The 22,376-nt window shown below is 66.3% G+C and carries 17 protein-coding genes, 1 pseudogene and 1 riboswitch; of the genes and pseudogenes, 4 read left to right on the top strand and 14 right to left on the bottom strand.

Annotation, left to right across the window (positions count from 1 at the left end; all coding sequences use genetic code 11):
- Positions 1 to 80: 80 nt before the first annotated feature.
- The 4 genes from H582_RS0112765 to H582_RS27360 all read right to left on the bottom strand — a co-directional run bounded on the left by H582_RS0112765 (position 81) and on the right by H582_RS27360 (position 8,417).
- Positions 81 to 3,119: an efflux RND transporter permease subunit gene (locus tag H582_RS0112765; RefSeq protein ID WP_028598838.1), complete on the bottom strand. Its 3,039-nt coding sequence runs from the start codon at positions 3,117 to 3,119 to the stop codon at positions 81 to 83.
- Positions 3,120 to 3,391: 272 nt separating this feature from the next.
- On the bottom strand, positions 3,392 to 4,300 hold the full coding sequence (locus H582_RS0112760; protein ID WP_028598837.1) for a LysR family transcriptional regulator: 909 nt from the start codon (positions 4,298 to 4,300) through the stop codon (positions 3,392 to 3,394).
- A gap of 204 nt (positions 4,301 to 4,504) precedes the next feature.
- Positions 4,505 to 6,574 carry a catalase gene (locus H582_RS0112755; protein WP_028598836.1) on the bottom strand — a complete coding sequence of 690 codons (2,070 nt, stop codon included), beginning with the start codon at positions 6,572 to 6,574 and terminating at the stop codon, positions 4,505 to 4,507.
- Between the two features lie 82 nt (positions 6,575 to 6,656).
- The gene (locus H582_RS27360; protein ID WP_084137200.1) at positions 6,657 to 8,417 is read right to left on the bottom strand and encodes a methyl-accepting chemotaxis protein; all 1,761 of its coding nucleotides are present in this window, start codon (positions 8,415 to 8,417) and stop codon (positions 6,657 to 6,659) included.
- A 199-nt stretch (positions 8,418 to 8,616) separates the two neighbouring features.
- Here H582_RS27360 and H582_RS0112745 point away from each other — a divergent pair, with 199 nt between their 5' ends.
- Entirely contained in the window at positions 8,617 to 9,636 is a 1,020-nt protein-coding gene (locus H582_RS0112745) for an LLM class flavin-dependent oxidoreductase (protein WP_028598835.1), read from the top strand.
- A gap of 202 nt (positions 9,637 to 9,838) precedes the next feature.
- The gene (locus H582_RS0112740) at positions 9,839 to 10,465 is read left to right on the top strand and encodes a LuxR C-terminal-related transcriptional regulator (protein WP_052333207.1); all 627 of its coding nucleotides are present in this window, start codon (positions 9,839 to 9,841) and stop codon (positions 10,463 to 10,465) included.
- A 119-nt stretch (positions 10,466 to 10,584) separates the two neighbouring features.
- On the opposite strand, the gene lepB is transcribed toward H582_RS0112740, so the two are convergent.
- The 4 genes from lepB to H582_RS0112720 form a co-directional block, all read right to left on the bottom strand.
- Positions 10,585 to 11,106, bottom strand: a complete 522-nt coding sequence (gene lepB, locus H582_RS0112735) for a signal peptidase I (RefSeq protein WP_052333206.1) — start codon at positions 11,104 to 11,106, stop codon at positions 10,585 to 10,587.
- Positions 11,103 to 11,606, bottom strand: a complete 504-nt coding sequence (locus H582_RS27355) for a hypothetical protein (RefSeq protein WP_043111303.1) — start codon at positions 11,604 to 11,606, stop codon at positions 11,103 to 11,105. The genes lepB and H582_RS27355 overlap by 4 nt, the downstream gene beginning before the upstream one ends.
- A gap of 99 nt (positions 11,607 to 11,705) precedes the next feature.
- Entirely contained in the window at positions 11,706 to 12,476 is a 771-nt protein-coding gene (locus H582_RS0112725) for a hypothetical protein (RefSeq protein WP_028598832.1), read from the bottom strand.
- Between the two features lie 80 nt (positions 12,477 to 12,556).
- On the bottom strand, positions 12,557 to 13,048 hold the full coding sequence (locus tag H582_RS0112720) for a hypothetical protein (RefSeq protein ID WP_127464556.1): 492 nt from the start codon (positions 13,046 to 13,048) through the stop codon (positions 12,557 to 12,559).
- Between the two features lie 411 nt (positions 13,049 to 13,459).
- On the opposite strand from H582_RS0112720, the pseudogene H582_RS32875 reads away from it, so the two are divergent.
- Positions 13,460 to 13,954 (top strand): annotated as a pseudogene (locus H582_RS32875) (general stress protein); the annotation flags it as partial.
- Positions 13,955 to 14,545: 591 nt separating this feature from the next.
- Here the strand turns inward: H582_RS32875 and H582_RS0112710 are convergent.
- The 5 genes from H582_RS0112710 to H582_RS0112690 form a co-directional block, all read right to left on the bottom strand.
- Positions 14,546 to 15,853, bottom strand: a complete 1,308-nt coding sequence (locus H582_RS0112710; RefSeq protein ID WP_043111302.1) for a nucleobase:cation symporter-2 family protein — start codon at positions 15,851 to 15,853, stop codon at positions 14,546 to 14,548.
- Positions 15,846 to 16,484, bottom strand: a complete 639-nt coding sequence (locus H582_RS27345; protein WP_052333205.1) for a xanthine phosphoribosyltransferase — start codon at positions 16,482 to 16,484, stop codon at positions 15,846 to 15,848. Before H582_RS27345 ends, H582_RS0112710 begins: the two co-directional genes overlap by 8 nt.
- A gap of 164 nt (positions 16,485 to 16,648) precedes the next feature.
- Positions 16,649 to 16,752: riboswitch (purine riboswitch) on the bottom strand.
- A 61-nt stretch (positions 16,753 to 16,813) separates the two neighbouring features.
- Positions 16,814 to 17,392 carry an MFS transporter gene (locus tag H582_RS27340; protein WP_052333204.1) on the bottom strand — a complete coding sequence of 193 codons (579 nt, stop codon included), beginning with the start codon at positions 17,390 to 17,392 and terminating at the stop codon, positions 16,814 to 16,816.
- Complete coding sequence (locus tag H582_RS0112695) at positions 17,389 to 18,858, bottom strand: FAD-binding oxidoreductase (protein ID WP_043111301.1); 1,470 nt, start codon at positions 18,856 to 18,858, stop codon at positions 17,389 to 17,391. Before H582_RS0112695 ends, H582_RS27340 begins: the two co-directional genes overlap by 4 nt.
- The gene (locus tag H582_RS0112690; RefSeq protein ID WP_028598828.1) at positions 18,855 to 19,889 is read right to left on the bottom strand and encodes an AraC family transcriptional regulator; all 1,035 of its coding nucleotides are present in this window, start codon (positions 19,887 to 19,889) and stop codon (positions 18,855 to 18,857) included. Before H582_RS0112690 ends, H582_RS0112695 begins: the two co-directional genes overlap by 4 nt.
- 117 nt (positions 19,890 to 20,006) lie before the next feature.
- Here H582_RS0112690 and H582_RS0112685 point away from each other — a divergent pair, with 117 nt between their 5' ends.
- On the top strand, positions 20,007 to 20,588 hold the full coding sequence (locus tag H582_RS0112685; RefSeq protein ID WP_028598827.1) for an NAD(P)H-dependent oxidoreductase: 582 nt from the start codon (positions 20,007 to 20,009) through the stop codon (positions 20,586 to 20,588).
- A gap of 86 nt (positions 20,589 to 20,674) precedes the next feature.
- Here H582_RS0112685 and H582_RS0112680 read toward each other — a convergent pair.
- Positions 20,675 to 22,376, bottom strand: a 1,702-nt coding sequence (locus tag H582_RS0112680; RefSeq protein ID WP_028598826.1) for an S-layer homology domain-containing protein, incomplete at its 5' end; no start/stop codon positions are given.

The following is a 22,376-nucleotide window of genomic DNA, read 5'->3' as shown; positions in this document are numbered from 1 at the left end:
GCATGCCAAAAAGCCGTTCCCCTGCGCCGAAGCGGGGGAACGGCTTCTTTTCCATCTGCCCGAAGGCCCGAGTCCGTCCTCTACAGAGCGAGAGCCTCGCCGGCTTCCTCGCGCTTCGGCGCGGCGCCTGCGGCCTCGCGGCGCTGGCGGGCCGCCTTGCGGAAGAACAGCAGCTCGTAGATGCAAGGCACGATGACGAGCGTCAGCACGGTGGCGACGATCAGGCCGCCGATGACGACGATCGCGAGGCTCTGCGAGACGATGCTGCCGCTCTCCGCCGAGCCGAACACGAGCGGAAGCATCGCGCACACGGTCGCGACGGCCGTCATCAGGATCGGCCGCATGCGCGTGCCGGCCGCCTCGAGCAGCGCTTCGCGGATCGGCATCGTCTCCTCGTTCTGCTTGACGCGGTCGAGCAGCACGATCGCGTTGGTGACGACGATGCCGATCAGCATGAGCGCGCCGAACATCGCCGTGAAGTCCGGCGTCACCTGCGTCACGATCAGGCCGAGCACCGCCCCGATCGCCGCGAGCGGCAGCGTGAACAGGATCGCCAGCGGCGTCCGCAGCGTCTTGAACGTCAGCACCATGATGAGGTAGACGATGCCGATCGAGATGAGCGCGATCATGCCGAGATCGGCGAAGTCCTGCGACATGTCCGCGGAGGCGCCGCCGACATAGGCATGCGTGCCTTCAGGCAGCTTCAGGCCGCCCACCGCCTTGGCGATATCCGCGCCGACGACGGACAGCCGGCTCGGCTCCGCCTCGGCCGCGATGCGGACGTAAGGCTTGCCGTCCTTGAGGTAATAGACGGCCGGCTTTTCTTCCTTGACCCACTTGGCGACCGCCGATACCGGCTGCGGACCGGCGTCCGTGAGCACGGTCAGCGCGTCCAGCTCCGCGGCATCCGCCGGAGCGAGCGCCGGCTGCAGCACGACCGGCGTCTGCCGCCCGTCCTCCCCGGCCAGCATGCCGATCGGCACCGGATTCAGCATGCCCTGCAGCTGCTGGGCGAGCTCCGCCGACTTGGCTTTCGCCGGATCGACCTCAAGCGTGTAGACCGTCTTCCGCTCCTGCTCGTTGCTCTCGACCTTGAGCACGTCCCGGACCGGCTCGATGGCGGCCATGACCTTCGCCGCGGCCGAGCTCGCCGTCGCCGCGTCCGGTCCCGTCACGTCCACGTACACCTGGGAGCCGCCGCCCCCGCCGATCAGGCTGGACGTCTGCACCTCAAGCGCGGCGTCGGCGGGCGCTCCGGCCTTCGCCTTCACCTGCTCGACCAGAGCCTCCGCGTCCGTCCCCTTTTTCAGCCCGAGCATATAGCTGATCTGCGTCCGCGACGCGACTCCGCCGTACTGGGCCGATTCCGCGTTGCCTCCGGCGGACATGTACACCCATTCCTGCTCAGGAAGGCTGCGGAGATACGACTCCAGCTTCTCTCCGTCCGCGTCCATCCGCTCCTGCGTCGCGTCCGCCTTGAACTTCAGCGTCACCGTCAGGTTGGAGGCGTCCGACGTGTCGAGCGCGCCCTTGGGCATCGCGACATAGGCGCCGATCGAGCCGGCGAGCAGCACGACGGCGGCCGTCAGCGGCAGCCACTTGCGGCGCAGGTTCCAGTCGAGGAAGCGCTGGAAGCGGCGGGACGGCCCATGCTCCTTCAGCGACACGCCCTTGAACAGCCCGGCGCCGAGCAGCGGAATGACCGTCAGCGCGACGAGCAGCGACGAGAGCAGCGAGTAGGTCACCGTCAGCGCGAAAGGAAGCAGGAACGCCTGCAGCGAGCCGCGCAGCAGGCCCATCGGCAGGAATACCGCGACAGTCGTCAGCGTCGACGCGGTGATCGCGGTCGAGACCTCGCGCGTCGCGTCGACGACGAGCGGGATCGAGAAGCGCTCCTTTTGCAGCCGGCGGAAGATGTTCTCGATGACGACGATGCTGTCGTCAACGAGCCGTCCGACCGCGACGGCGACGCCGCCGAGCGTCAGGATGTTGAGCGACACGCCCGACAGGTCGAGCAGATAGAGCGTCAGGCCGAGCGACAGCGGGATCGACACGATCGTGACGAGCGTCGCGCGGATGTTGCGCATGAACACGAGGATGACGAGCGTCGCGAACAGCGCCCCGAGCAGCACCTCTTTCATCATGCTGTTCACGGAATGCACGACCTGCTCCGAGGTGCTCATGAGCACCTTGAGCTCCGCGCCGGGAATCTCCTTGTTCAGCCGCTCGGCCGCCTTCTCCACGCCTTCGCCGACGGCGACCGCGTTGGCGCCCGGCGCCTTGGTCACGGTCAGGACGAGCGCGTCCTTGCCGCCGAGCCGGCTGATGCCGCCGGCCTCGCTCTTCGCCTCGACCTGCGCCACGTCGCCGAGCGCGACGCCCGGAGCGACCGGCAGCTTGCGCAGCGTCTCGACATCGCGCAGCGTCGACGCCACGTTCAGGTTGACGGCGCTGCCGCCGAGCTGGCTCTCGCCGACCGAGGCGGAGCCCGTACGGCCTTGCAGCACGCCGTACAGCGCCTGCAGCGGCACGCCCTTGGCGGCCAGCTTATCGGGGTCCGGCGCTACCGTCACCGACGGCTGCGGACGGCCCGACAGCTGCGCCGCGCCGATGCCGTCGATGCCTTGGAACGCCTCGAGAATGTCCTTTTCCGCCTCGGCGCGCTTCGCCTCGGCCACCGTATCGTCGAACGTCAGCGTCACCCAGCTCACCGGGATCATCGACGTGTTCAGCTGGATCACATAGGGCGGGGCAACCCGCTCGGGCAGCGGCACGGCGGCGATCGCCCGCTCCACGTCCATCCGCGCCTGCTTCATGTCCGTCGACGAGTCGAAGCTCAGATTGAGCTGCGAGTAGCTGTCGCCGGACGAGGCGAACGAAGCGGTCTTGCCCTTGATGCCCGCCGTCGCCTCCTGCATCGGCTTCGTCACGAGCGCCTCCATCGACGCCGCGTCGTAGCCCGGCCCGATCGTCGTCACCGTCACCTCCGGATTGTCCGCCTCCGGCAGGAACTCCATCGGCAGCTTCAGGTAGCTCGCCGTCCCCATCGCCAGCACGAGCACGACGCATAGCCACACCGCCGCCTTGTTTCGGAATGCTCCTTGAATGAATGACCTCATCCCCATCTTCCTCCCCATCATCGCTTGCTCTTTGTCTGATTAAAGTGCCATAGAAAGTGTACCTTGCGCCCGGGGAGGCCTGGAAACGGCTGGGGGATGGTATTCATTCCCATCCGCGGGAGGGCAAAGGGCCCGGACTGCGGTCGGGGATCGGGCTCCGCCTGCGGATGGAGGCGGACGCGGGAGCATGGGGATCGAGAGCGGACGAACGGCCGCGGGCTTCCTTTTTTTCGCATGCAAAAAAGCCCGGGAGATCGTCCTCCCGGACCTGCTCAGTCCTCCCGCCGCACCGCCCGCTCCAGCTCCTCGACGTAGGCGGCCCCCAGCCGGGAAAGCGCGCGCTGCCGCTGGCTGATCCAGCCGACCTCGATCGTCTCGTCGCATTCCAGCGGCACGGGGATGATCTCGTTGCCGTTGAGGTCCTTGCTCAGCACGCCGGTGGAGATCGTGTAGCCGTTGAGGCCGATGAGCAGGTTGAACAGCGTCGCCCGATCGCTGACGCGGATGCTTTTGGGATGGGACAGCGTGCTGAGGATCTCCTCCGCGAAATGGAACGAGTTGTACTCGCCCTGGTCGAACGACAGGTACGGGTACGGCTCCAGATCCTCGACCGTCACCCTCGCCTTGCGGGCGAGCGGGTTGCGGATGCTGATGAACACATGCGGCTCGGCCGTGAACAAGCTGTGGAACTCCAGGCTGGCCGAGGCGAGCAGCTTCTGGATGACCTGGGCGTTGAACTCGTTGCGGTAGAGGATGCCGATCTCGCTGCGCAGCAGCCGCACGTCCTCGATGATCTCATGCGTCTTGGTCTCGCGCAGCGCCAGATCGTACTCCTCCTGCCCGTATTGCTCGACGAGCCGGACGAACGCGTTCACGGCGAACGCATAGTGCTGGGTCGAGACGGAAAAATGCTGCGGCGCCTGGCGGGCGCTCCGGTAGCGGCTCTCCAGCAGGTCCGCCTGCTCGACGACCTGGCGCGCGTAGGCGAGGAACTCCGTCCCCTCGGTGGACAGCTCGATGCCCTTGTTCGTGCGGCGGAAGATCGTGATCTGAAGCTCCTGCTCGAGCTCCTGCACCGCCTTGGACAGGCTCGGCTGCGAGATGAACAGCCGCCGGGCCGCCTCGTTCATCGACCCTCTCGCCGCCACCTCGATGATGTAGCGCAGCTGCTGCAGCGTCATGCTGGCTCGTCCTCCTTGCTCGTTCGGATAGGGCTAGTATAACGGGAGACGGCCGCATCCGTAAACGAACCGGGCTTCGGCGGGCGGGCTGAGCGGCCGGCAAAAAGAAAGGCATGACCAAGTCATACCTGGTCATGCCTGCATGAAGGACATGCGCACGGCGGCCCGGATCCGCCGCCAGCCCCGCAGCCGTCCGTCCATCCGCTACTGCGCCTGACGCGTCCAGTGGCGATGCTCGGCGACCGCCTGGATGAACGGCTGGCCGAGCCCATCGCCTGCGAGCAGTCCCGGATCGCCGGCCTGCGCCTTGATGCCGGCAAGCGCGAGCAGCCGCTCCGCGTCCTCCGTCCGGGCGAAGCCGATCGCCTTGAAATGCCGGAACGCCTCCTTCAGGAAGTCCGCCAGCTTCGGCTCGGCCGCCAGCGCCTCGACGCTCGCCTCGCCGCCGGCGACGAGCACGGCGTCGAACAGCACCGAGTCGCTCGTCAGGAAGCTGTGGTCCGCCTCGACGTCCGCCCCGCTGCCGCTCTTGATCGGGCCTAGCCGCGTGCTGTAGAACTCCGGCACGATGCCGGCCGCCCTCAGCTCGCGGACGAGCGCGTCCGTCGCCGCGCCGTCGAAGCCTCCCGCGACAAGCACCGCGACCTTGCGGCCCTTCGGCGTCTTGACCGTGTTCATCATGCTGAGCGCCGGCGAAGCGTCGCTCTTGCTTTTGCCCGCTGCGCCGTCCGCCTCCGCCGGAGATGCCGCGCCGATGTTGGCGGCGATGCCCGCCGCCAGCTCGCCGCTCACGTTCGCGAACATGTCGACGACGGCCTGGCGGAGCGCCTTGTCCTTGACATGGCCGAGCTCGAAGCTGAACGCCGAGACGATATGTCCCTTCTCCACGTCCGACATGCTGTTCCAGAACAGCGCCGCCTGGCTGTAATGGTCCTTGAAGCTGTCGCTGCGCTCGCGCGTGACATGGCCCTCGACCTTTTCCTGATGATGCTTGTAGCCGTCCGCGCTCGGATGCGGCGAGCCGCCGGCGATGCCGTTCTTGTGGTACGCGGCCGGGCCGCGGTTGATCGTCATGCGGTGCATGCCGTCGCGCTGGTTGTTGTGCACCGGGCACATCGGGCGGTTGATCGGCAGCTCGTTGAAGTTCGGGCCGCCGAGGCGCGACAGCTGCGTGTCCGTGTAGGAGAACAGCCGCCCCTGCAGCAGCGGGTCGTTGGAGAAGTCGATGCCCTTGACCAGATGGCCGGGGTGGAACGCAATCTGCTCCGTCTCCGCGAAATAGTTGTCCGTATTGCGGTTCAGCGTCAGCTTGCCGATCTTGCGCACCGGAACGAGCTCCTCCGGCCACAGCTTGGTCGGATCGAGGATGTCGAAGCCGAACTTGAACTCGTCCTCCTCCTCCAGCACCTGGATGCCGAATTCCCACTCCGGGCAGCGGCCGGCCTCGATCGAGTCATGCAGGTCGCGGCGGTTGAAGTCGGGATCCTTGCCGCCGAGCTTCTGCACCTCGTCCCACACGAGCGAGTGCGTGCCGAGCAGCGGCTTCCAGTGGAACTTGACGAAGCGCGCCTTGCCCTCGGCGTTGACGAGCCGGAACGTATGCACGCCGAAGCCCTCCATCATCGCGTAGCTGCGCGGCAGCGAGCGGTCGGACATCGCCCACATGACCATATGGGCCGTCTCCGTGTTGTGGACGACGAAGTCCCAGAACGTGTCATGCGCCGACTGCGCCTGCGGAATCTCGTTATGCGGCTCCGGCTTGACGGCGTGGATGAAGTCCGGGAACTTCATCGCGTCCTGGATGAAGAACACCGGCATATTGTTGCCGACGAGGTCGAAATTGCCCTCCTCGGTGTAGAACTTGACGGCGAAGCCGCGCACGTCGCGCACCGTATCGGCCGACCCGCGCGAGCCGGCGACGGTCGAGAAGCGCACGAACACCGGCGTCTGCTTGGACGGGTCCTGCAGGAAGCCCGCCTCCGTCAGCTCCGTCAGCGGCTCGTACGCCTGGAAGTAGCCATGGGCTCCGGCGCCGCGCGCATGCACGATGCGCTCGGGGATGCGCTCATGGTCGAAGTGCGTCATCTTCTCGCGGAAATGGAAGTCCTCCATCAGCGTCGGGCCGCGCACGCCCGCCTTCAGCGAATGCTCGTCCTCCGCTACATGCAGGCCGGTATTGGTCGTCAGCTTCTGCCCGTCGTTGTCGACGGTGAAGTCCTTCAGTCGCTCCGTCTTGGCCGTCTCGTTCGGGTGCCGCTTCGGCTGCTCGCTCATGGAAAAAACGTCCTCCTCCAGATGGGTTGATGTCCTCCCTCCTTAACCGGAGGGGACGGTCCCCAATCAAGAGCGCGAGCTTCTAGGCGGCGTCCGGCGAGGAGCCGCCCGCCGCAGCTCCGTCGCGCCGGCCTGGCGGCGATCCGGCGTTCTCCGCTCTGCGGAAGCCGCTCAGCTCCTGGCGCAGCGCGTCGGACATGTCCCGCAGCTGCTCCGTCGAAGCGGATACTTCCTGCATGACGCCCCGCTGGGCCGCGCACAGCTCCTCGGCGTGAACCGTATGCTTCGCGATCGACGTCGCAAGGCCGAGCAGATCGTCGCTCGAGGCGAGCAGCTCCTCCATCGAGGCCGACAGCTCTTCCGTCGACGCCGACACCTCCTGCGCCTGCTCGGCGACGACCGCGATCGACTCGTTGACGTCATCGAACGCCGCTCCGGTCCGCTCCAGCTCGCGGAAGCCCGCCTTCGTCTCCTCCAGCCCGCGCACCATCGCCTCCGCCGCCTCATCGGCCTGCTGCGCCATGCCGCGCACCGCCGCCGCGATCCGCACCGAGGACGCCGCCGTTTCGTCGGACAGCTTCTTCACCTCCTGGGCGACGACCGCGAAGCCTCGGCCATGCTCGCCCGCGCGCGCCGCTTCGATCGAAGCGTTGAACGACAGCAGCTTCGTCTGCTCGGCCACGGCCGTGATCACATCCGTCACCTGGCCGATCTCCTTCGCTTGCCGCACGAGGCGCTCGGCTACCGCGCCGGCCTGCTCGATCGCCGCTCCGACCGAGTCCATCCGGCGCCGCGCCTCGGCCATGCGCGCCTTGCCCTCCTCGGCCGCCTGCATCGCCCGCTCCGACGACTCCGCCGTCAGCGACGCCGATTCCGCGACGCCGTTCAAGCTCACCGAGCTTTCCTCCAGCGCCGTCCGATTCTCGCCCATGCGCTGCCGCTGGCCTTCGGCCGACTCGGAGATGAGACGCATCGTCTCCACCATCCGCTCCGAATCCTTTTCGGCCGATGACGAGCTCCTCGCCAGCAGCCGCGCCGCCCCTCCGAGCTCGTCCGCATTGTCGCCGATCGTTTCGATGAGACGGGACAGCTTGGCCTTCATCGCGTTGACCGACTCCGCCATCGCGCCCAGCTCCGCGATCCTCGGCCGTTCCATGTCCTCGCCGCCGAGGTTCCCCGAGGCGATGTCGCCCGCGAGCCGCGCCGTCGCCCGCACCGGCCGGACGATGAGGCGCGTCAGCCAGGCCGCGGCGGCAGCGCCGACGAGCAGCGCGGCGGCGGCGACGATCGCCAGCACCAGCCTCGTCCGCTCCACCTGCTCCTGCGACGCGGCGATCGACTCGTCCAGCAGCGACTGCTGGAACGCCTCCAGCTCGGCGGCCTTGTCCGACAGCTGCGCCGACAAGGGAATGCTCTTCTCCACCAGCAGGGCGGTGTAGCCCTCGGTGTCGCCGCGCTGCCGCAGCTTCGTCAGCTCGGCGACGACCTTCCCATATTCGCCTTCCAGACGGTGCAGCTCCGTGACGAGACCCGCCGCCTTCTCCTCCCGCATGTCTGCCTGCAGCCGCTCCATCCCGGCCGCAAAAGCTTTCCGATCCTGATTGTAGGCCGTGTAGTTCTTCTCTTGGCCCGTCAACAGGTAGCCGCGGATGTTCTTGTCCTCGCTTGCCGCGAGATAGCGCAGATTTTGAATAAGGACGATATTCCCGACTCGCTCCTCCATCAATTGCTGGTAAGTCCCTTTGACAGAGCCAACCTGGAACCAGCCGGCGCCTCCGACGACCATCGTCAGGAGCAGCACGCCGGCGAACCCGAGAGACAATACGGTACGAAGCTTCAACATTCTGCCATCCCTCGCTTTGATTACGGATGTAACGATACGAATACATTAGACGAAAATAGGTCTTATCATCTATATAATCGGATTGGATCGGGGAATAAATGAGTCTATGGACCCAGTTCTTGACCGGCGATTAGGCATTCATCCGTTTATTTAGTATTATAGATACAAGAATGTCCATTACGTTCAAGGAGGAACGATCATGACCCCCTCTGACCATACGCCGATTCCCTATTCTCTGCTGGACCTCGCGCCCGTCACCGAAGGCTCGGACGCAGCCGAGTCGTTCCGCCGCACGCTCGAGCTCGCTCAGCTCGCGGACGAGCTCGGCTATACGCGCTACTGGCTCGCCGAGCATCACAACATGCCCGGCGTCTCCAGCTCCGCCACCGCGCTCATCATCGGCCATGTCGCCGGCGGCACGAAGCGCATCCGCGTCGGCTCCGGCGGCGTCATGCTGCCGAACCATGCTCCTCTGGCGATCGCCGAGCAGTTCGGCACGCTCGAATCGCTCTATCCGGGCCGCATCGATCTCGGCCTCGGCCGCGCGCCCGGCTCCGATCAGCCGGCCGCCCGCGCCCTGCGCCGCGGCTTGACTGCCGGCGGGCAGGACTTCCCCGAGCTGCTGAGCGAGCTGCGCGGCTATTTCGACCCGACGCTCGGCACGGCCGCCCCGGGCGTGCGCGCCGTTCCGGGAGAAGGGCTCGACATTCCGATCTGGCTGCTCGGCTCCAGCGGCTTCAGCGCCCAGCTCGCCGGCGAGCTCGGCCTGCCGTTCGCCTTCGCCAGCCATTTCGCGCCCGACTACCTGCTGCCGGCCCTGGCGCTCTACCGCAGCAGCTTCAAGCCGTCGCGCCATCTGGAGCGGCCCTATGCGATGGTCGCCGTGAACGTCATCGCCGCCGACACGGACGAGATCGCCGCGTGGCTCGCGACCTCCCAGCAGCAGCAGTTCCTGAACATTGTCCGCGGCCGCACCGGCAAGCTGCAGCCCCCGGTCGACTCGATGGACGGCCTGCTCTCGCCGCAGGAGCAGGCGATCCTGACCAGCACGCTGCGCTATTCCATCGCCGGCAGCAAGGAGACCGTCAAGCGGCGCCTGCCGGAGATCCAGGAAGAGACCAGGGCGGACGAGTTCATCGTCGCCAGCCAGATCTTCGATCACGCGGCGCGGCTGCATTCTTGCCGCCTGACGGCCGAAGCGTTCCGGGAGCTGGGCTGAGCGGCCGGCTTCCGTTCCTGCTTCCACCCAAAAAGCGAGCCTCTCCGGCTGGAGAGGCTCGCTTTTTTGGCGATGCGGCGTATGGCGTCAACGGAATATTCCCATATTTCGGATTGATCGGATAATGAAGTAACTGTATAATAGCTCATGCCAATTGAAATCCCATAGCGGCATGACCGTTCCGATAGAGAGGGGGATTCAGATGATCGGAGTCATAGTCGTAGACCCTTACCAGCTCGTCCGGCGCGGCATCACGTCTATCCTGTCCGGGGTAGACTCGATTCAGGTTGTCGGCGAAGCCTCGGACCGCAAGGAGGCGCAGTCGCTGATCCACAGCCTGCGCCCGGACATCTGCATCATGAACAACCGCATCAACCAGCAGAGCGGCCTGGAAGTGATCGGACAGCTCCGGCAAGCCGGATCGTCATGCCTGTTCGTCTATCTGACCTCGTCGATGCCGCCAGCGGAGCTGAAGCGCGCGCTCGAGCTCCAGGTCGAGGGCCTCGTCCTCAAGGAGGCACTTCCCGAGGAGCTGATCCACGCCATCCGCATGATCTCCCGCGGCCGCAAGTATTACGACGTCGAGCTGCTCGAATCGCGGCTGACGGATCAGCCCGCCGACATCACGGCCGGCCTCACGCCCAAGGAGAGCGAGGTGCTGCAGATGCTGAGCGAGGGCTTGTCCAACAAGGAGATCGCCGCGCGGCTGGTCGTGACGGAATACACGGTCAAGAAGCATGTCAGCCAGATCCTCTCCAAGCTTGACCTGCCGGACCGTACCAAGGCGGCGCTCTACTACCATCAGAGCCGGTCGGCGATCGGCAGCTGATGCTTCCTGCATGCAAACGCACAGAGCCGGCGGACATGGGTCCGCCGGCTCTTTTTCCGTTGCCGCTTATCGTACGTCCCCGAAGGCATCCGCGGACGGCTCCGCAGGATCCGTTCCGGTCAGTCCAGCGGACCTGCTATGCCTCCCCAAGGAAGGAGCCTCATCAAGGCATAGCCCTCGATCTCGCTCACCGGCACTTGGCCGAGCTTCGGATTGCGGCTGTCCAGGCTCGCGCCGGGTTCGCGGTTGTCCCCGAGCACGAAGACATGCTCCGGCCGCACCGGCTGCGGAGCCATGTCTTCCGGATCGCCCGTCGAATACAGCTCCGGGAGGGCTTCCTCGTTGACATAGACGATGCCGCCCCGAATCTCGACAATGTCGCCCGGTAGGCCGATGACCCGCTTCACGAGACGATAGCCGAGGCTGCTGCTGGCGATGACGGCGACTTTTCCGTAAGCAGGCTCGCCGATATACCGAGAAAGCTTGTTCACGAGCAGGATGTCCCGGTCGGCCAGAGAGGGCTGCATCGACTCCCCGGAGACGCGGTTCAGCCCTGCGATGCTCGTGATGAGGAAAACGGCGGCCGCCAAGCCCGCGATATAGCGGACCCAGCCCCACAGCTCCTTCTTCAGGCCGCTCATGGCGTCGCGCCGTCTCCAGCGTATACGTCGCCGGACACCGTCGGCGCGGCAGCGGGCATGTCTACGCCGGACAAGGAAGCGAGCGCGGCAGCGGTTGCCGCCTCAAGACGGGAAGCGTACTCCCGCTTCTGCTCCTCGCTGTCGAAGCTGCGGGAGGAGAGCAGCGACTCGGCATAGTCGGCGATTTCCTGGCGCTTGGCTGTCTGCAGCTCCGCAGAGAATCGCTCGAACTCAGCCGCTTGGCGCTCCAGCTCCGAGCGGACCTGGCGCTGCAGCTCCGCTGCTTGCCGAGCGGTCTCGTCCTGGATGGCGCGATCGAGCTCGGAGACGGCGGCATCGGCCTGCAAGCCTGCCCAAGCCATGATCCTGCCCTTCAGATCCACGTCGGCGTAGGCCGCTCCGGCCGTAATCGCCATCGCGGACGCGATCGCCGCCGCTCCGATCGCCATTCTTCGCCACCATCCGTTCGCGGCCCTCGCGCCGCTCCGCTGCTTCCTCATGTCGGTTCCCGCTCCTTCTCTTCAGCCGTAAAGCCATGAAGCGAAGAGCATGACGGGCATCCCCGCCATGCTGCTCCCTTCCTTGCGATTGCGCTCGATTTACTTGATGACTGCCGCCGCATCCAGCGCTGCAAGCGCGGCTTTCGTCCTGGTGTCGGCTTCGGCTTTTACTTTCGCCTGCGCGGCTTCGACCTGCTGCTTCGCATAAGCGCTCAGCTCGGCGCGCAGCTCGGCGATTTTGGCTTCGATATGGGCGCGGATCTCCGCATCGGATGCCGCTGCCTGCTCCTCGATGAGCTTGCTGAGCTTGTCCTGGCGGTCCTTGATCGTCGCCGTCAGGTTGTCCGTGGAGGACTTCTGGTAGGCAGCGACGTCTTTGCCGACTTGCTCTACGCTTGCTTTGGATTGGCTCTCGACCGAGCTTTTCAGATCGATCTCGCCTACGCCCTTGGCGAGGTTTTTCGCCGTGTCGACCGTCGCGTTCACGTCGCTCACGAATTTATCGAAGTCTGCAGGCGCTTTGGAGGACAGGCTGTCCGCCGCCGCGTTGACTTGGTTGATGTAGTCGTTTTTCTGGCTGTTGATGGTTTTCATGGAGCCTTCGGACTGCTGCTTCTGGTACGACACGACGCCGTTTACGGATTCCGTTTTCAGCTGCTTGTACTCGGTGTTGTAGGCGTCCAGCTTCTTGCCGTTCTCGATGAGCGCCTTCACGGCCACTTCGGTCGTTGCCGAGCGGAACTGCTTGTTGTACCAGCTGTTGAATTGGCCTGCGATGTCCACGCCTGCGAATGCCGTTCCCATGCTGGCTACGATTCCCGTTGCGACGACGCCGACTGCGATTTTCGTTTTAAGCATTTTGATAGCCATGATTGATTTATCCCCTTTGAATTGGTTTTGGTTGAGTTATGTAAGGCTTCCCGCATCCGGCTTGCCGCCGGTTCGAGCGCTTATTCCCCTTGCGTCAGCTCCGTCAAAAGCTCGTCCAGGCTGCGCTCCAGCTCGTCATCCGCTTGGGCTCGCGCCGCCGCCGATGCTTCGTTGAATTGCCGCCCGATGCCGCCTTCCGGACCGGCAAGCGCGGCATCCGCTTCGTCGAGCTCGCGGAGATAGCGCTCCAGATGCTCGCTGTAGGTGTCGAAAGCTCTCTGACGGGCCCGCTCAGCGGCCTCTTCGACCTGCTTCCCGTAGGTTGGCTCGGCCTGCTGAGCGAGCAGGTCGGCGGCTTCCCGGAACGACTCGGCGGCTTGGCGCTCCGCCCCCCAGCGCAGCTCGTCCGCTTTCTGGCCGAAAGCTTCCGAATACCATTCCTGCACCGCCGCTTTGATGCCCGCTTGGCCAAAGGCTGTTCCCGAACCGATCGCCGCCGCGAGCGCCAGCGCTGCCGTGCCGGCAGCCAAGCCTCTCCGTTTCATTCCGTTCACCTCGACCTTCCGTCTCAAGAGCTTTCGTCCTGCTGTCTGTACTCAGTATAGAGGAGCGGCGCGCGCCGAGGCCTCCCCCCCGAGGATACTTTGCGGTGTTCCAGTTCGCCCCAATTTTATCAGTCCGATGGAATACCCCGGCCGCGGCCGCGCAGGCGGAAGGATGCTACTCCTCCTCCATGCGGCGTCTATTTCGGCCCTAGTGTAGTAGATGAAAGAGCCAGAACAGGTATCCTTTCGTACCATACATGGATCGAACGCTGTCGATGAAAGTCGAATTTTGCCGTACTTTGGACCTAGTCGAGCGTACGGCTGTCCCTGGCTGGCCTTCCGTTTACCGAATCCGCTGCCCGGTTATATAACTTCCACGACAGGAAACGCAGGTACGGAAACAAGCTCGACTATTCCACGAAAGCGAGGTCATTGGATATGAGCAAGAAAATCGTAGGCGTGTACGACACGGAGCAGGCAGCGATCGAAGCGATCGAGCTGCTGAAGGAGCGGGGCGTAGATAGCGAGGACATCTCGATCCTGGCCCGCGACAAGGGCGATGTTTCGACGATTCAGGAGGAGACGGGTACGATGGCGCCGGAGGGCGTCGCCGCCGGAGCGGCGGGCGGCGGCATGCTGGGCGGAATGACCGGCTTGCTCGTCGGCCTCGGCGCCTTGGCCATCCCGGGCATCGGCCCGATCGTCGCGGCCGGCCCGATTGCGGCCGCGCTTACCGGCGCGGCCGTCGGAGCGGGAGCCGGCGGGCTGGTCGGCGGGCTGATCGGCCTCGGCATTCCGGAGAACGAGGCTTCCCTTTACCATGAATATGTCCAGGACGGCAACATCCTGGTGCTGGTCGAATCGCGCGCCGAGCGCGACCATGAAGTCTATGACTCCCTGCGGAGCACCGGCTCCATCAACGCCCCCTCGTATGAGCGCGACGTGCAGCCTTACGGCCAGTCGGCGGCCGCGACCGAGCTGCCCGGCGATGCCGGGGCGGTGCCGGCAGGCGAAGTCTACCCGGACGGCACGCCGGTGCGGGCCGGCCGCCCCGACGCGTCGACGACGATCGGCTTGGCCGGCGACAGCTACGTCGATACCGATCTGGACCGCGACCGCGACGGCCGGGTGATCGGCAGCGACCGCGATCCGGTGGACGGCAGCTATCGCGCCGCCGACGGCTACGCCGAGCCGGGACGCACGCGGGACAGCCGTTATTATGAAGAGAACGGCGTCCGCCGGGACGGTCCGCCGCTGAATCAGGACCGCGACGGCGACGGCGACGTCACGCTCAAGGAGCGCGCCCAGAACCTGCGCGACAAGGTCGACAACCGGTTTTAACGCCACGCGAGGCGTGGCCGGCAGCCTTCCTTAAGCGGACAGCTCCGCTTCAATAGAGCGAGGGCGGCGCGCCGCAAAAGATGAAGAAAGGCCTCATCCGTTGTTCGGAGAGGCCTTTCTTTATTTTACGGACAGCCATGCGGACGTCCCGGCAAGGAAGCTTCTTCCCTGGCTCGGCCCCGCTCAGGAAGCTTCGCCGGCCTCCTGGAACGCGGCGGCGGATTCGCGGCGGCGCGTCATGACGAGGTTGAGCACGATCGCCGTGATCGAGCCGGTGACGATGCCGCTCTGCAGCAGCATCGACAGCTCGGTCGGCAGCTGCGCGAACATCGACGGCACCGTCGCGGAGCCGAGCCCGACGGCGAGGCTGCAGGCGACGATCATGAGGTTGCCTTCCTTGCGCAGGTCGACCTCGGACAGGATGTTCATGCCCGCCGCGGCGACGGAGCCGAACATGACGATCATCGCGCCGCCGAGCACGGCGTTCGGGATGACGGTCGTCAGCGCCGCCAGCTTCGGCAGCAGGCCGAGCAGCACCATGATGCCGCCCGCGGCGAAGATGACGTTGCGCGTCTTCACCTTGGTCAGCTGGATCAGGCCGACGTTTTGCGAGAACGCCGTATAAGGGAAGGCGTTGAGCACGCCGCCGAGCATGATCGCCGCGCCTTCGGAGCGGAGGCCGTTCACGATCTGGCGCTGCTCGACCTTCTGGTCGGTCGCCTTGCCGACGGCGAGATAGACGCCCGTCGACTCGACCATGCTGACGATGTTGACGAGGATCATCGTGCCGATCGCTACGAGGCTGAACTCCGGCGCGCCGAAGTAGAACGGCGTCGGCACGTTGACGAACGACGCCTCGGCGACGCCGCCGAAGCTCACCATGTCCATCGCATACGCCGCGCCCGTGCCGGCCGCGAGCCCGACCAGCACCGAGACGGCCCGCAGGAAGCCGCGCGCGAAGCGGCTGACGAGCAGGATGACGACGAGCGTCAGCAGCGCGAGCAGCAGGTTGCGCGGCGCGCCGAAGTCGGCGGCGCCCTGGCCGCCGGCGACGTTGTTCATCGCGACGGGGATGAGCGACAGGCCGATGATCGTTACGACCGAGCCGGTGACGACCGTCGGGAAGAAGCGCAGCAGCTTGCCGTAGAGCGGCGCCGCCAGCACGACGAACAGGCCGGAGACGATGATCGCCCCGTAGACGGCGGCGAGGCTGTATTCGGAGCCGATGACGATCATCGGGCCGACGGCCGTGAACGTGCAGCCGAGCACGACCGGCAGGCGGCTGCCGAACCAGCGCGAGCCGATGACCTGCAGCAGCGTCGCCAGGCCGCAGGTGAACAGGTCCGCGGCGATCAGATAGGCGATCTGCTTTTCGGTCAGGCCGAGCGCGCCGCCGATGATGAGCGGCACGACGACGGCGCCGGCATACATCGCCAGCACATGCTGCAGGCCAAGCGCGGCCACCTTGCCGGGAGCGAGCGGCTTAGCCATGCGAGATTCCGCCTTGGCCGCCGGCCGGCGCGGATGCGGCGGATGCCGCCGCCTGCGCCTCGCGCACATAGGTCACTTCGCCCGGGCGCATGGACGCGATCCGCGCCAGCGAATGCACCTCGACGCCGAGCTCCTCGAGCAGCCCGCGCCCTTCCTGGAAGCTCTTCTCGATGACGCAACCGACGCCGCACAGCTCGGCGCGCGACTGCTTCACGATGTCGACGAGCCCGACCAGCGCCGCGCCCGTCGCGAGGAAGTCGTCCACGATGAGGACGCGGTCCTGCGGCGTCAGATACGACTGCGAGATGCTCACCTGATACGTCTCTCCGCGGGTGAACGACACGACCTCGGCCGTGAACAGGTTTTCCGTCAGCGTGACGGCTTTCTTTTTCTTGGCATAGATGAAAGGCACGTCCAGCGCGATGCCCGCGGCCATCGCGAACTGGATGCCGCTCGCCTCGATCGTCAGCACCTTGGTGATGCCGCGTCCCGCGAAGATGCGGGCGAATTCCTGCCCGATCTCCAGCGCCAGCCTCGTGTCGACCTGGTGGTTCAGGAACGAGTCCACCTTCAGCACCTTGTCGGAGAGGATCAGCCCTTCCTGGCGGATCCTTTGCTCCAGCTTTTCCATTGTCCGTCGCCCCTCTTCTCCTCGATTCCCCTCATCCGGCAAAACAAAAGACAGACCTCCCCTGGGCGCGCTGCTCCAAGTGAGATCTGTCTGCGATGACAAGTCCTGTCGGCGCCTGCGCGAAGCGGTCCGGCGGACCTGATTCCAGGTCCGGGCCGGCCGCCCGCGCGGGCGCTCCCACTCATAGTCAGACGATTGCGATGGTCGTCCGGTAGAAACTTATGGGCCATATCCCCATGATTATACGAGCTTGTATTCAGTTATCTTTAACGTATCCTACACAATCCGACAAGGGCTGGCAAGCCCCAATATCCGACATCGCCGAGCCCCTAGCCCGCCTGTCCTTCCTCGCCCCGCTCGTCCACCCGCAGCAGCAGCAGGCCGCTGGCCAGCAGCAGCGCCGAGCCCGCATAGAACATCAGGTCGAGCGTGAAGTAGTCGATCAGGAAGCCGCCCGCGATGACCGCTATCCCCGAAAACAAGGCGATGCCGGTCTGATAGCGGCCGATCTTCTCGCCTCGTCCGGGCTCTCCGTCGGTCAGATCGGCGAGCAGCGCCTTCTCGCAGGTGCGCTGCATCGCTCCGAACGCCCCCATCGCGATCTGCAGGGCGTATACCTGGGCGATGCTCGTGGCGAGCGGGAACAGCAGGAATAGTCCGGCCATCCCCCAGGAGCCGATCAGCAGCAGCGGCGTCCGGCCGAAGCGGTCGGACGAGCGGCCGAACCAGCCGTTCAGAAACGCCGAGCAGATCGTGAACAAGCCGTAGGCGATGCCGTATTCCGCGAAGCCGCCCCCGATCTCCTTGATCTGGATCAAGTAGAACGGAAAGACGATGCCCGAACCGAGCGTCATCGCGTTCTGCGACAGCATGACCCAGCGCAGCGCGCTCCGCTTCATCGGCTTCATCGGCGTCCTCCCCCTTCTTCGCTTCCATACTTGCCGTACCAGTCGTTCCAGAACAGGCTTCCCGGATCGTACCTCCGCTTGGCTGCCGCAAGCTCCGTCCATCCGGGGTAGCTCCGGCGGAACTGCTCCAGCGTCGCATAGGGCTGATAGGTCAAGTAATACGTGCCGCCGAGCGACTGGGCCAGTCCGATCATCCGCTGCGTCAGCCGCTCCAGCCGCTCGAGCCGGGCCGCGCTCCGCTTCTCGTTGATCAGCAGCACGAGCGCGGCCCGATCCTCCGAGGCGGTGTAGGACAGCGCCGACTCGCCGTTCTGCGGCATGTAGCGGACGGTGATGTTGACGACATTCAGCGGCTCCTCCCGCAGCAGCGCCCGCAGGCCGTCGACGAACGCCTCGTACCGGGAGAGCGGGACGAAATATTCCTGCAGCAGGTCGCTATGCTGCGCATCCCGATAGTCCAGGAAATCGCTCTCCGGCCGCATCGCGTTGTTGCGCGTGACGAGTCCGCCTTGCTCCGAGCGGAACAGCCGCTCCTGCAGGCTCCAGCTCAGGCTCTTGCCCCAATCGTGCTTGCGCTGCAGGCCGAACACGAAGCGCGTCAGCTCGACCGCCCGGTCCTGCTTGAGCTCCCGGTCCGCGCTCGCCAGCGGCAGCCCGGTCCGCCGGAACTCCGTCATGTACATCCGCTCGAGAAAATGCTCCGGCGCCGTCGACAGCCGCGCGATCAGCAGCCCCGTATCCGGCGAGCGGGCCGCCTGTTCGAACCGCTGCGGGAACTCGCGGTACGACAGCAGCGACGTGCGGGACTCGTACACCTCGTCCGCCGTCAGCTCCAGCGTCGCCTCGAGGATGACGCCGAGCACGCCGAAGCCGCCGATCGCCGCGCGGAACAGCTCCGGCCGCTCCTCCCGGCTCGCCGTCACGATGCTGCCGTCGGCCAGCAGCATCCGGATGGAGCGGACGGCGGCGATGAGCGGGCCTTCCGACGGGTCGCGGCCGTGGATATTGGCGCTCAGCGAGCCGCCGATCGTGAACAGATTCTGGGACTGCATGACGCGGACCGACAGGCCGAGCGGATTGACCGCCTCCTGGATGTCGGCCCACGTCGCGCCGGCCTGCGCCGTAACCGTCCGCGCCTGCTCGTCGACCGCGAGGATGCGGTCGTAGCGCTTCAGGTCGAGCACGACCGCTCCTTCATAAAAAGTCTGCCCGCCCATGCTGTGGCGCGTGCCGGCGATGCTGACCTTGCGGCCCTCGGCGGCCGCCTCCAGCACGGCCCGGCGGGCGTCGTCCGCGCTGCGGACCGTCACCGTCCGGTCCACGCGCGCGCTGACGACGCGCCCGACGTCGGTCGCCTGCTCGCCGCGGGGCTGAGCCGACCGGGCGTGCAGCGACAGCGACAGCAGCAGCGCGTAGACCGCGCAGGCGGCCAGCGCGAGGCGAAGCCTGCCGCGACGGCCCTTCATCCGCCGGCTTGCCCCGCTTCGAGCGCGAGGCTGCTCCGGTACTGGCCCGGCGTCATGCCGGTCCAGCGCTTGAACGCCCCGTGAAAAGCGCTCGGCTCCGAGAAGTGGAGCAGGTACGCCACCTCCGCCACGCTCAGCTCCTGCTTCGCCAAGTAGCGGAGCGCCAGCTTGCGGCGCATCTCCGCGGCGACGCCGGCGAACGTCGCCCCCTCTCGCTGCAGCCTGGCCTGCAGGCTGCGCGCGCTCATGCCGAGCGCCCGCGCGGCCGCGGGCAGCGCAGGCGGCGCGGCTCCGGTCCGCTCCAGCAGATAGCGGGTCAGCTCGCGCGTCGTCTCCTGGCCTTTTGCGAGCGAGTCCAGCATCCGGTCGGCCAGCGCCTGAAACTCCTGCCGCAGCCTCTCCTCCCGCGCCAGCACGGGCCAGTCCAGCACCTCGGCCGGCAGCCGGATCGCATCCTCCGCCGCCTCGAATTCCGGAGTCAGCCCGAACACGTCCCGGTACCGCTCCGGATCCGCCGCCGGCGCATGCCGGAACGACACCCCGGCCAGCTCGACCGGGCGGCCGACGAGCCGCAGCAGCGAGCGGCAGAGCGAGGCGACCATGTCCTCCGTGCAGTGGCGGGACGCCTCCAGCGCCGGGTCGTTCAGACGGAAGCGCAGCTCCGTCAGGCCGTTCTCCGCAGGCGCGGCCTTCAGCTCATAGCCGCTGCAGATCATTTCGTGATACTTGTTCATCGCCTGCACCGCTTTGCCGGCCGTGGCGCAGTGCTGCACGACATAGCCCGCCACGCCGAGATCGGCCAGCTCCATCGCAGCTCCCTGATGCAGCCCGAACAGCGGGTCGCCGGCGAAGCGCGCCGCCTCGTCCATGAGGCGCGCCATCTCCTCGTGCGCGATCCGGGCATCGCCTCGCCGCAGCAGCTCCGGATCCAGTCCGGCCTCCCGGCAGAAGCGCCCGGTATCGAGCCCGCGAGCGGCCATGCCGCGCACCGATGCGGCCAGCAGCGCCACCGTCATTCCGTTTTCCTTCATGCGGCACCTCCTTGCGCCTTTCGTCATCATCGCAGCGCCTTCGCTCACTGCGCGGCGCGTTACGGCCAGTTTATCATAGAATCAACCTCATCCTGGAAGAAAAAAGGAGAACTGCCCATGTCCCGCCGCATCGCTGTCATCATCGGCCATCCTGATTCGCAAAGCCTCTGCCACGCGCTGGCCGCCGCCTATATCCGCGGAGCCGAAGCGTCCGGCGCGCAGGTGAGCGTGCTCGACCTCGCTTCGCTGGCGTTCGAGCCGAACCTCCGCTACGGCTACCGCAAGCGCACCGAGCTGGAGCCGGATCTGCTGAATGCCCAGCAGACGCTGCTGAAGGCCGACCATACGGTCTGGATCTTCCCCATCTGGTGGGCTTCCATGCCTGCCGTGCTCAAGGGCTTTCTCGACCGCGCGCTGCTGCCCGGCTTCGCCTTCCGCTACGACGACAGCAAGCCGGTGCCGGTGAAGCTGCTGGGCGGCAGGAGCGGACGGATCATCGCCACGATGGACTCCCCGACTTGGTATTACCGAACCCTACTTCGGGATGCCGGCATTACCGTCATGAAAAAAGGCGTGCTGGAGTTCTGCGGCATCCGCCCGGTCGGCGTCACCCGCTTCGGCTCGATCCGCGGCTCAAGCGACGAGCGGCGAGCGAAAATGCTGGCCCAGGCCGAGCAGCTCGGGCGGGCGCAGAAGTGATGCCCCGCAGCGGCTGATCCTGGCTGCCCTGAAGGCAAAAAGCGTCCAGCCCCGCATGTCGATGCGGGGCTGGACGCTTTTTTCTTTTATCCGGCGAAGCCGAGCCGATCCAGCAAGCGCAGGATCAGCACCGCCGCTTGCGCGCGGTCGGCCTTGCCTTGCGGATCCAGCTCGCCGCTGCCGGTGCCGGACATCAGGCCGAGCTGCGTCAGCGCGGAAACCGGCTCCTGCGCCCAGCTCGAGACGGCAGCGGCATCGCGGTAAGCGGACAGCGCCGCAGCATCTGCCGCTGCCGGCTGGCCCGCATAGGCCAGCGCCTTGGCGACCATGACCGCCATCTGCTCCCGCGTGACGAGCGCCTGCGGAGCGAAGCTCTCGGCGGAGACGCCGTTCACGAGGCCGGCACGCACGGCAGAGGCGAGATCGCCCGCATACCAGGCTTGGTCCGGCACATCGCCGAAGCCGGAGCGCTCCGCCGGCTCGGCCAGGCCGAGCGCGCGAGCCAGCATCGCCGCGAACTCCGCGCGCGTGACCGCCTGGTTCGGCGCGAATCGGCCTTCCCCGACTCCGCTCGAGATGCCGAGGCGGGCCAGGCGGTTCAGGTCGGCCTGCGCCCAGTGGCCCGCCAGATCCTTGAACGCCGCATCGGACCGGATCAGCCCGTAGACGCTGTCATGCGGCGACAACAGCGTGATCCGTCCGTTCTCGTTTCGCAGCGGGATGAACCGCAGCTGTCCGGTGCGCTCATCCAAATAGAAGGCGGACCAGCCGCTTTCCGTCGAAGGCGGCACGAGCGTCCGCTCGATATACGTTCCGGCATGGTCGCCGGCGCTCTTGCCGTCGATCCGCAGCGAGAACTCCGCCATCGGACCGAGGCTGCGGCCGGAAGCGCCTGCTGCGCGAGCCGCCTGAGCGGCCGCTTCCGACGAAGGAACGCCGATCACGACCGTTACGACAGCCTCGCTGCTCAGCCCGGCAAGACGGGAGACCGGCAGCCTGTAGCTCGCCGAGCCTTTCTCGACGATGAGCTCGACAGCCGCGCCGGCCGTCAGCTTCTGCAGCGCTCCGGCCGGGAAGACCAGCTCGGCAAGCTCGCTCGTCGCCTCGAGGCGCAGCGTCAGGCTCCTTCCCTCAGCGGCGGCCATCCAGGCCGCGAGCTGCTCCGAGCTGACAAGGAAGCGGGTCGATTGCCGTCCGTCCGTCAGCGGTACGTCCTGTTTCTCCATTGCCGCCGGCTGGCCGTTCACCATGAGAACCGCGTCCGCGCCGGGAGTCGGAGCTGGCGTCGGGCTCGGGCTCGCCGTTCCCGGCGTTGGCGTCGGCGTTGGCGTTGGCGTCGGGCTCGGCGTCGGTGTTGGCGTCGGAGCTGGCGTCGGTGTTGGCGATGGCTCCGGCGTTGGAACGGCCGCCCACTTCGCATGCAGCTCCAGCGCGCCCGTCACCGCCGCATTAAAATCATACGCCTGCTTCAGCTCCGCGTCCGTGTACCAGCCGCCGAACGTGTAGCCCGTTCGCATCGGATCGCTTGGCTTAACGACCTTGCCCCCGTGATCCACTTCCAGCGCCGGAACCGCGCTGCCTCCATGGCTGTCGAAGCTCACCGCGTACTGGTTCAGCGTCCACTTCGCATGCAGCTCCAGCGCACTCGTTACTGCGGCGTTGAAGTCATACGCCTGCTTCAGCTCTGCGTCCATGTACCAGCCCCCGAACGTGTAGCCCGTCCGTGTCGGATCGGCCGGCTTCACAGCTTTCGATCCGTGATCGACGTCGAGCTTCGCGACCGCGCTG

The sequence above is a fragment of the Paenibacillus pasadenensis DSM 19293 genome (assembly GCF_000422485.1).
Taxonomy (GTDB): domain Bacteria; phylum Bacillota; class Bacilli; order Paenibacillales; family Paenibacillaceae; genus Paenibacillus_O; species Paenibacillus_O pasadenensis.
This window is presented reverse-complemented; position numbering and strand designations above follow the sequence as displayed.

Coding starts and splice junctions, on each gene's coding strand:
- H582_RS0112765 (WP_028598838.1), bottom strand. CDS start 3,119: ATGAGGTCATTCATTCAAGGAGCATTCCGAAACAAGGCGGCGGTGTGG.
- H582_RS0112760 (WP_028598837.1), bottom strand. CDS start 4,300: ATGACGCTGCAGCAGCTGCGCTACATCATCGAGGTGGCGGCGAGAGGG.
- H582_RS0112755 (WP_028598836.1), bottom strand. CDS start 6,574: ATGAGCGAGCAGCCGAAGCGGCACCCGAACGAGACGGCCAAGACGGAG.
- H582_RS27360 (WP_084137200.1), bottom strand. CDS start 8,417: ATGTTGAAGCTTCGTACCGTATTGTCTCTCGGGTTCGCCGGCGTGCTG.
- H582_RS0112745 (WP_028598835.1), top strand. CDS start 8,617: ATGACCCCCTCTGACCATACGCCGATTCCCTATTCTCTGCTGGACCTC.
- H582_RS0112740 (WP_052333207.1), top strand. CDS start 9,839: ATGATCGGAGTCATAGTCGTAGACCCTTACCAGCTCGTCCGGCGCGGC.
- lepB (WP_052333206.1), bottom strand. CDS start 11,106: ATGAGCGGCCTGAAGAAGGAGCTGTGGGGCTGGGTCCGCTATATCGCG.
- H582_RS27355 (WP_043111303.1), bottom strand. CDS start 11,606: ATGAGGAAGCAGCGGAGCGGCGCGAGGGCCGCGAACGGATGGTGGCGA.
- H582_RS0112725 (WP_028598832.1), bottom strand. CDS start 12,476: ATGGCTATCAAAATGCTTAAAACGAAAATCGCAGTCGGCGTCGTCGCA.
- H582_RS0112710 (WP_043111302.1), bottom strand. CDS start 15,853: ATGGCTAAGCCGCTCGCTCCCGGCAAGGTGGCCGCGCTTGGCCTGCAG.
- H582_RS27345 (WP_052333205.1), bottom strand. CDS start 16,484: ATGGAAAAGCTGGAGCAAAGGATCCGCCAGGAAGGGCTGATCCTCTCC.
- H582_RS27340 (WP_052333204.1), bottom strand. CDS start 17,392: ATGAAGCCGATGAAGCGGAGCGCGCTGCGCTGGGTCATGCTGTCGCAG.
- H582_RS0112695 (WP_043111301.1), bottom strand. CDS start 18,858: ATGAAGGGCCGTCGCGGCAGGCTTCGCCTCGCGCTGGCCGCCTGCGCG.
- H582_RS0112690 (WP_028598828.1), bottom strand. CDS start 19,889: ATGAAGGAAAACGGAATGACGGTGGCGCTGCTGGCCGCATCGGTGCGC.
- H582_RS0112685 (WP_028598827.1), top strand. CDS start 20,007: ATGTCCCGCCGCATCGCTGTCATCATCGGCCATCCTGATTCGCAAAGC.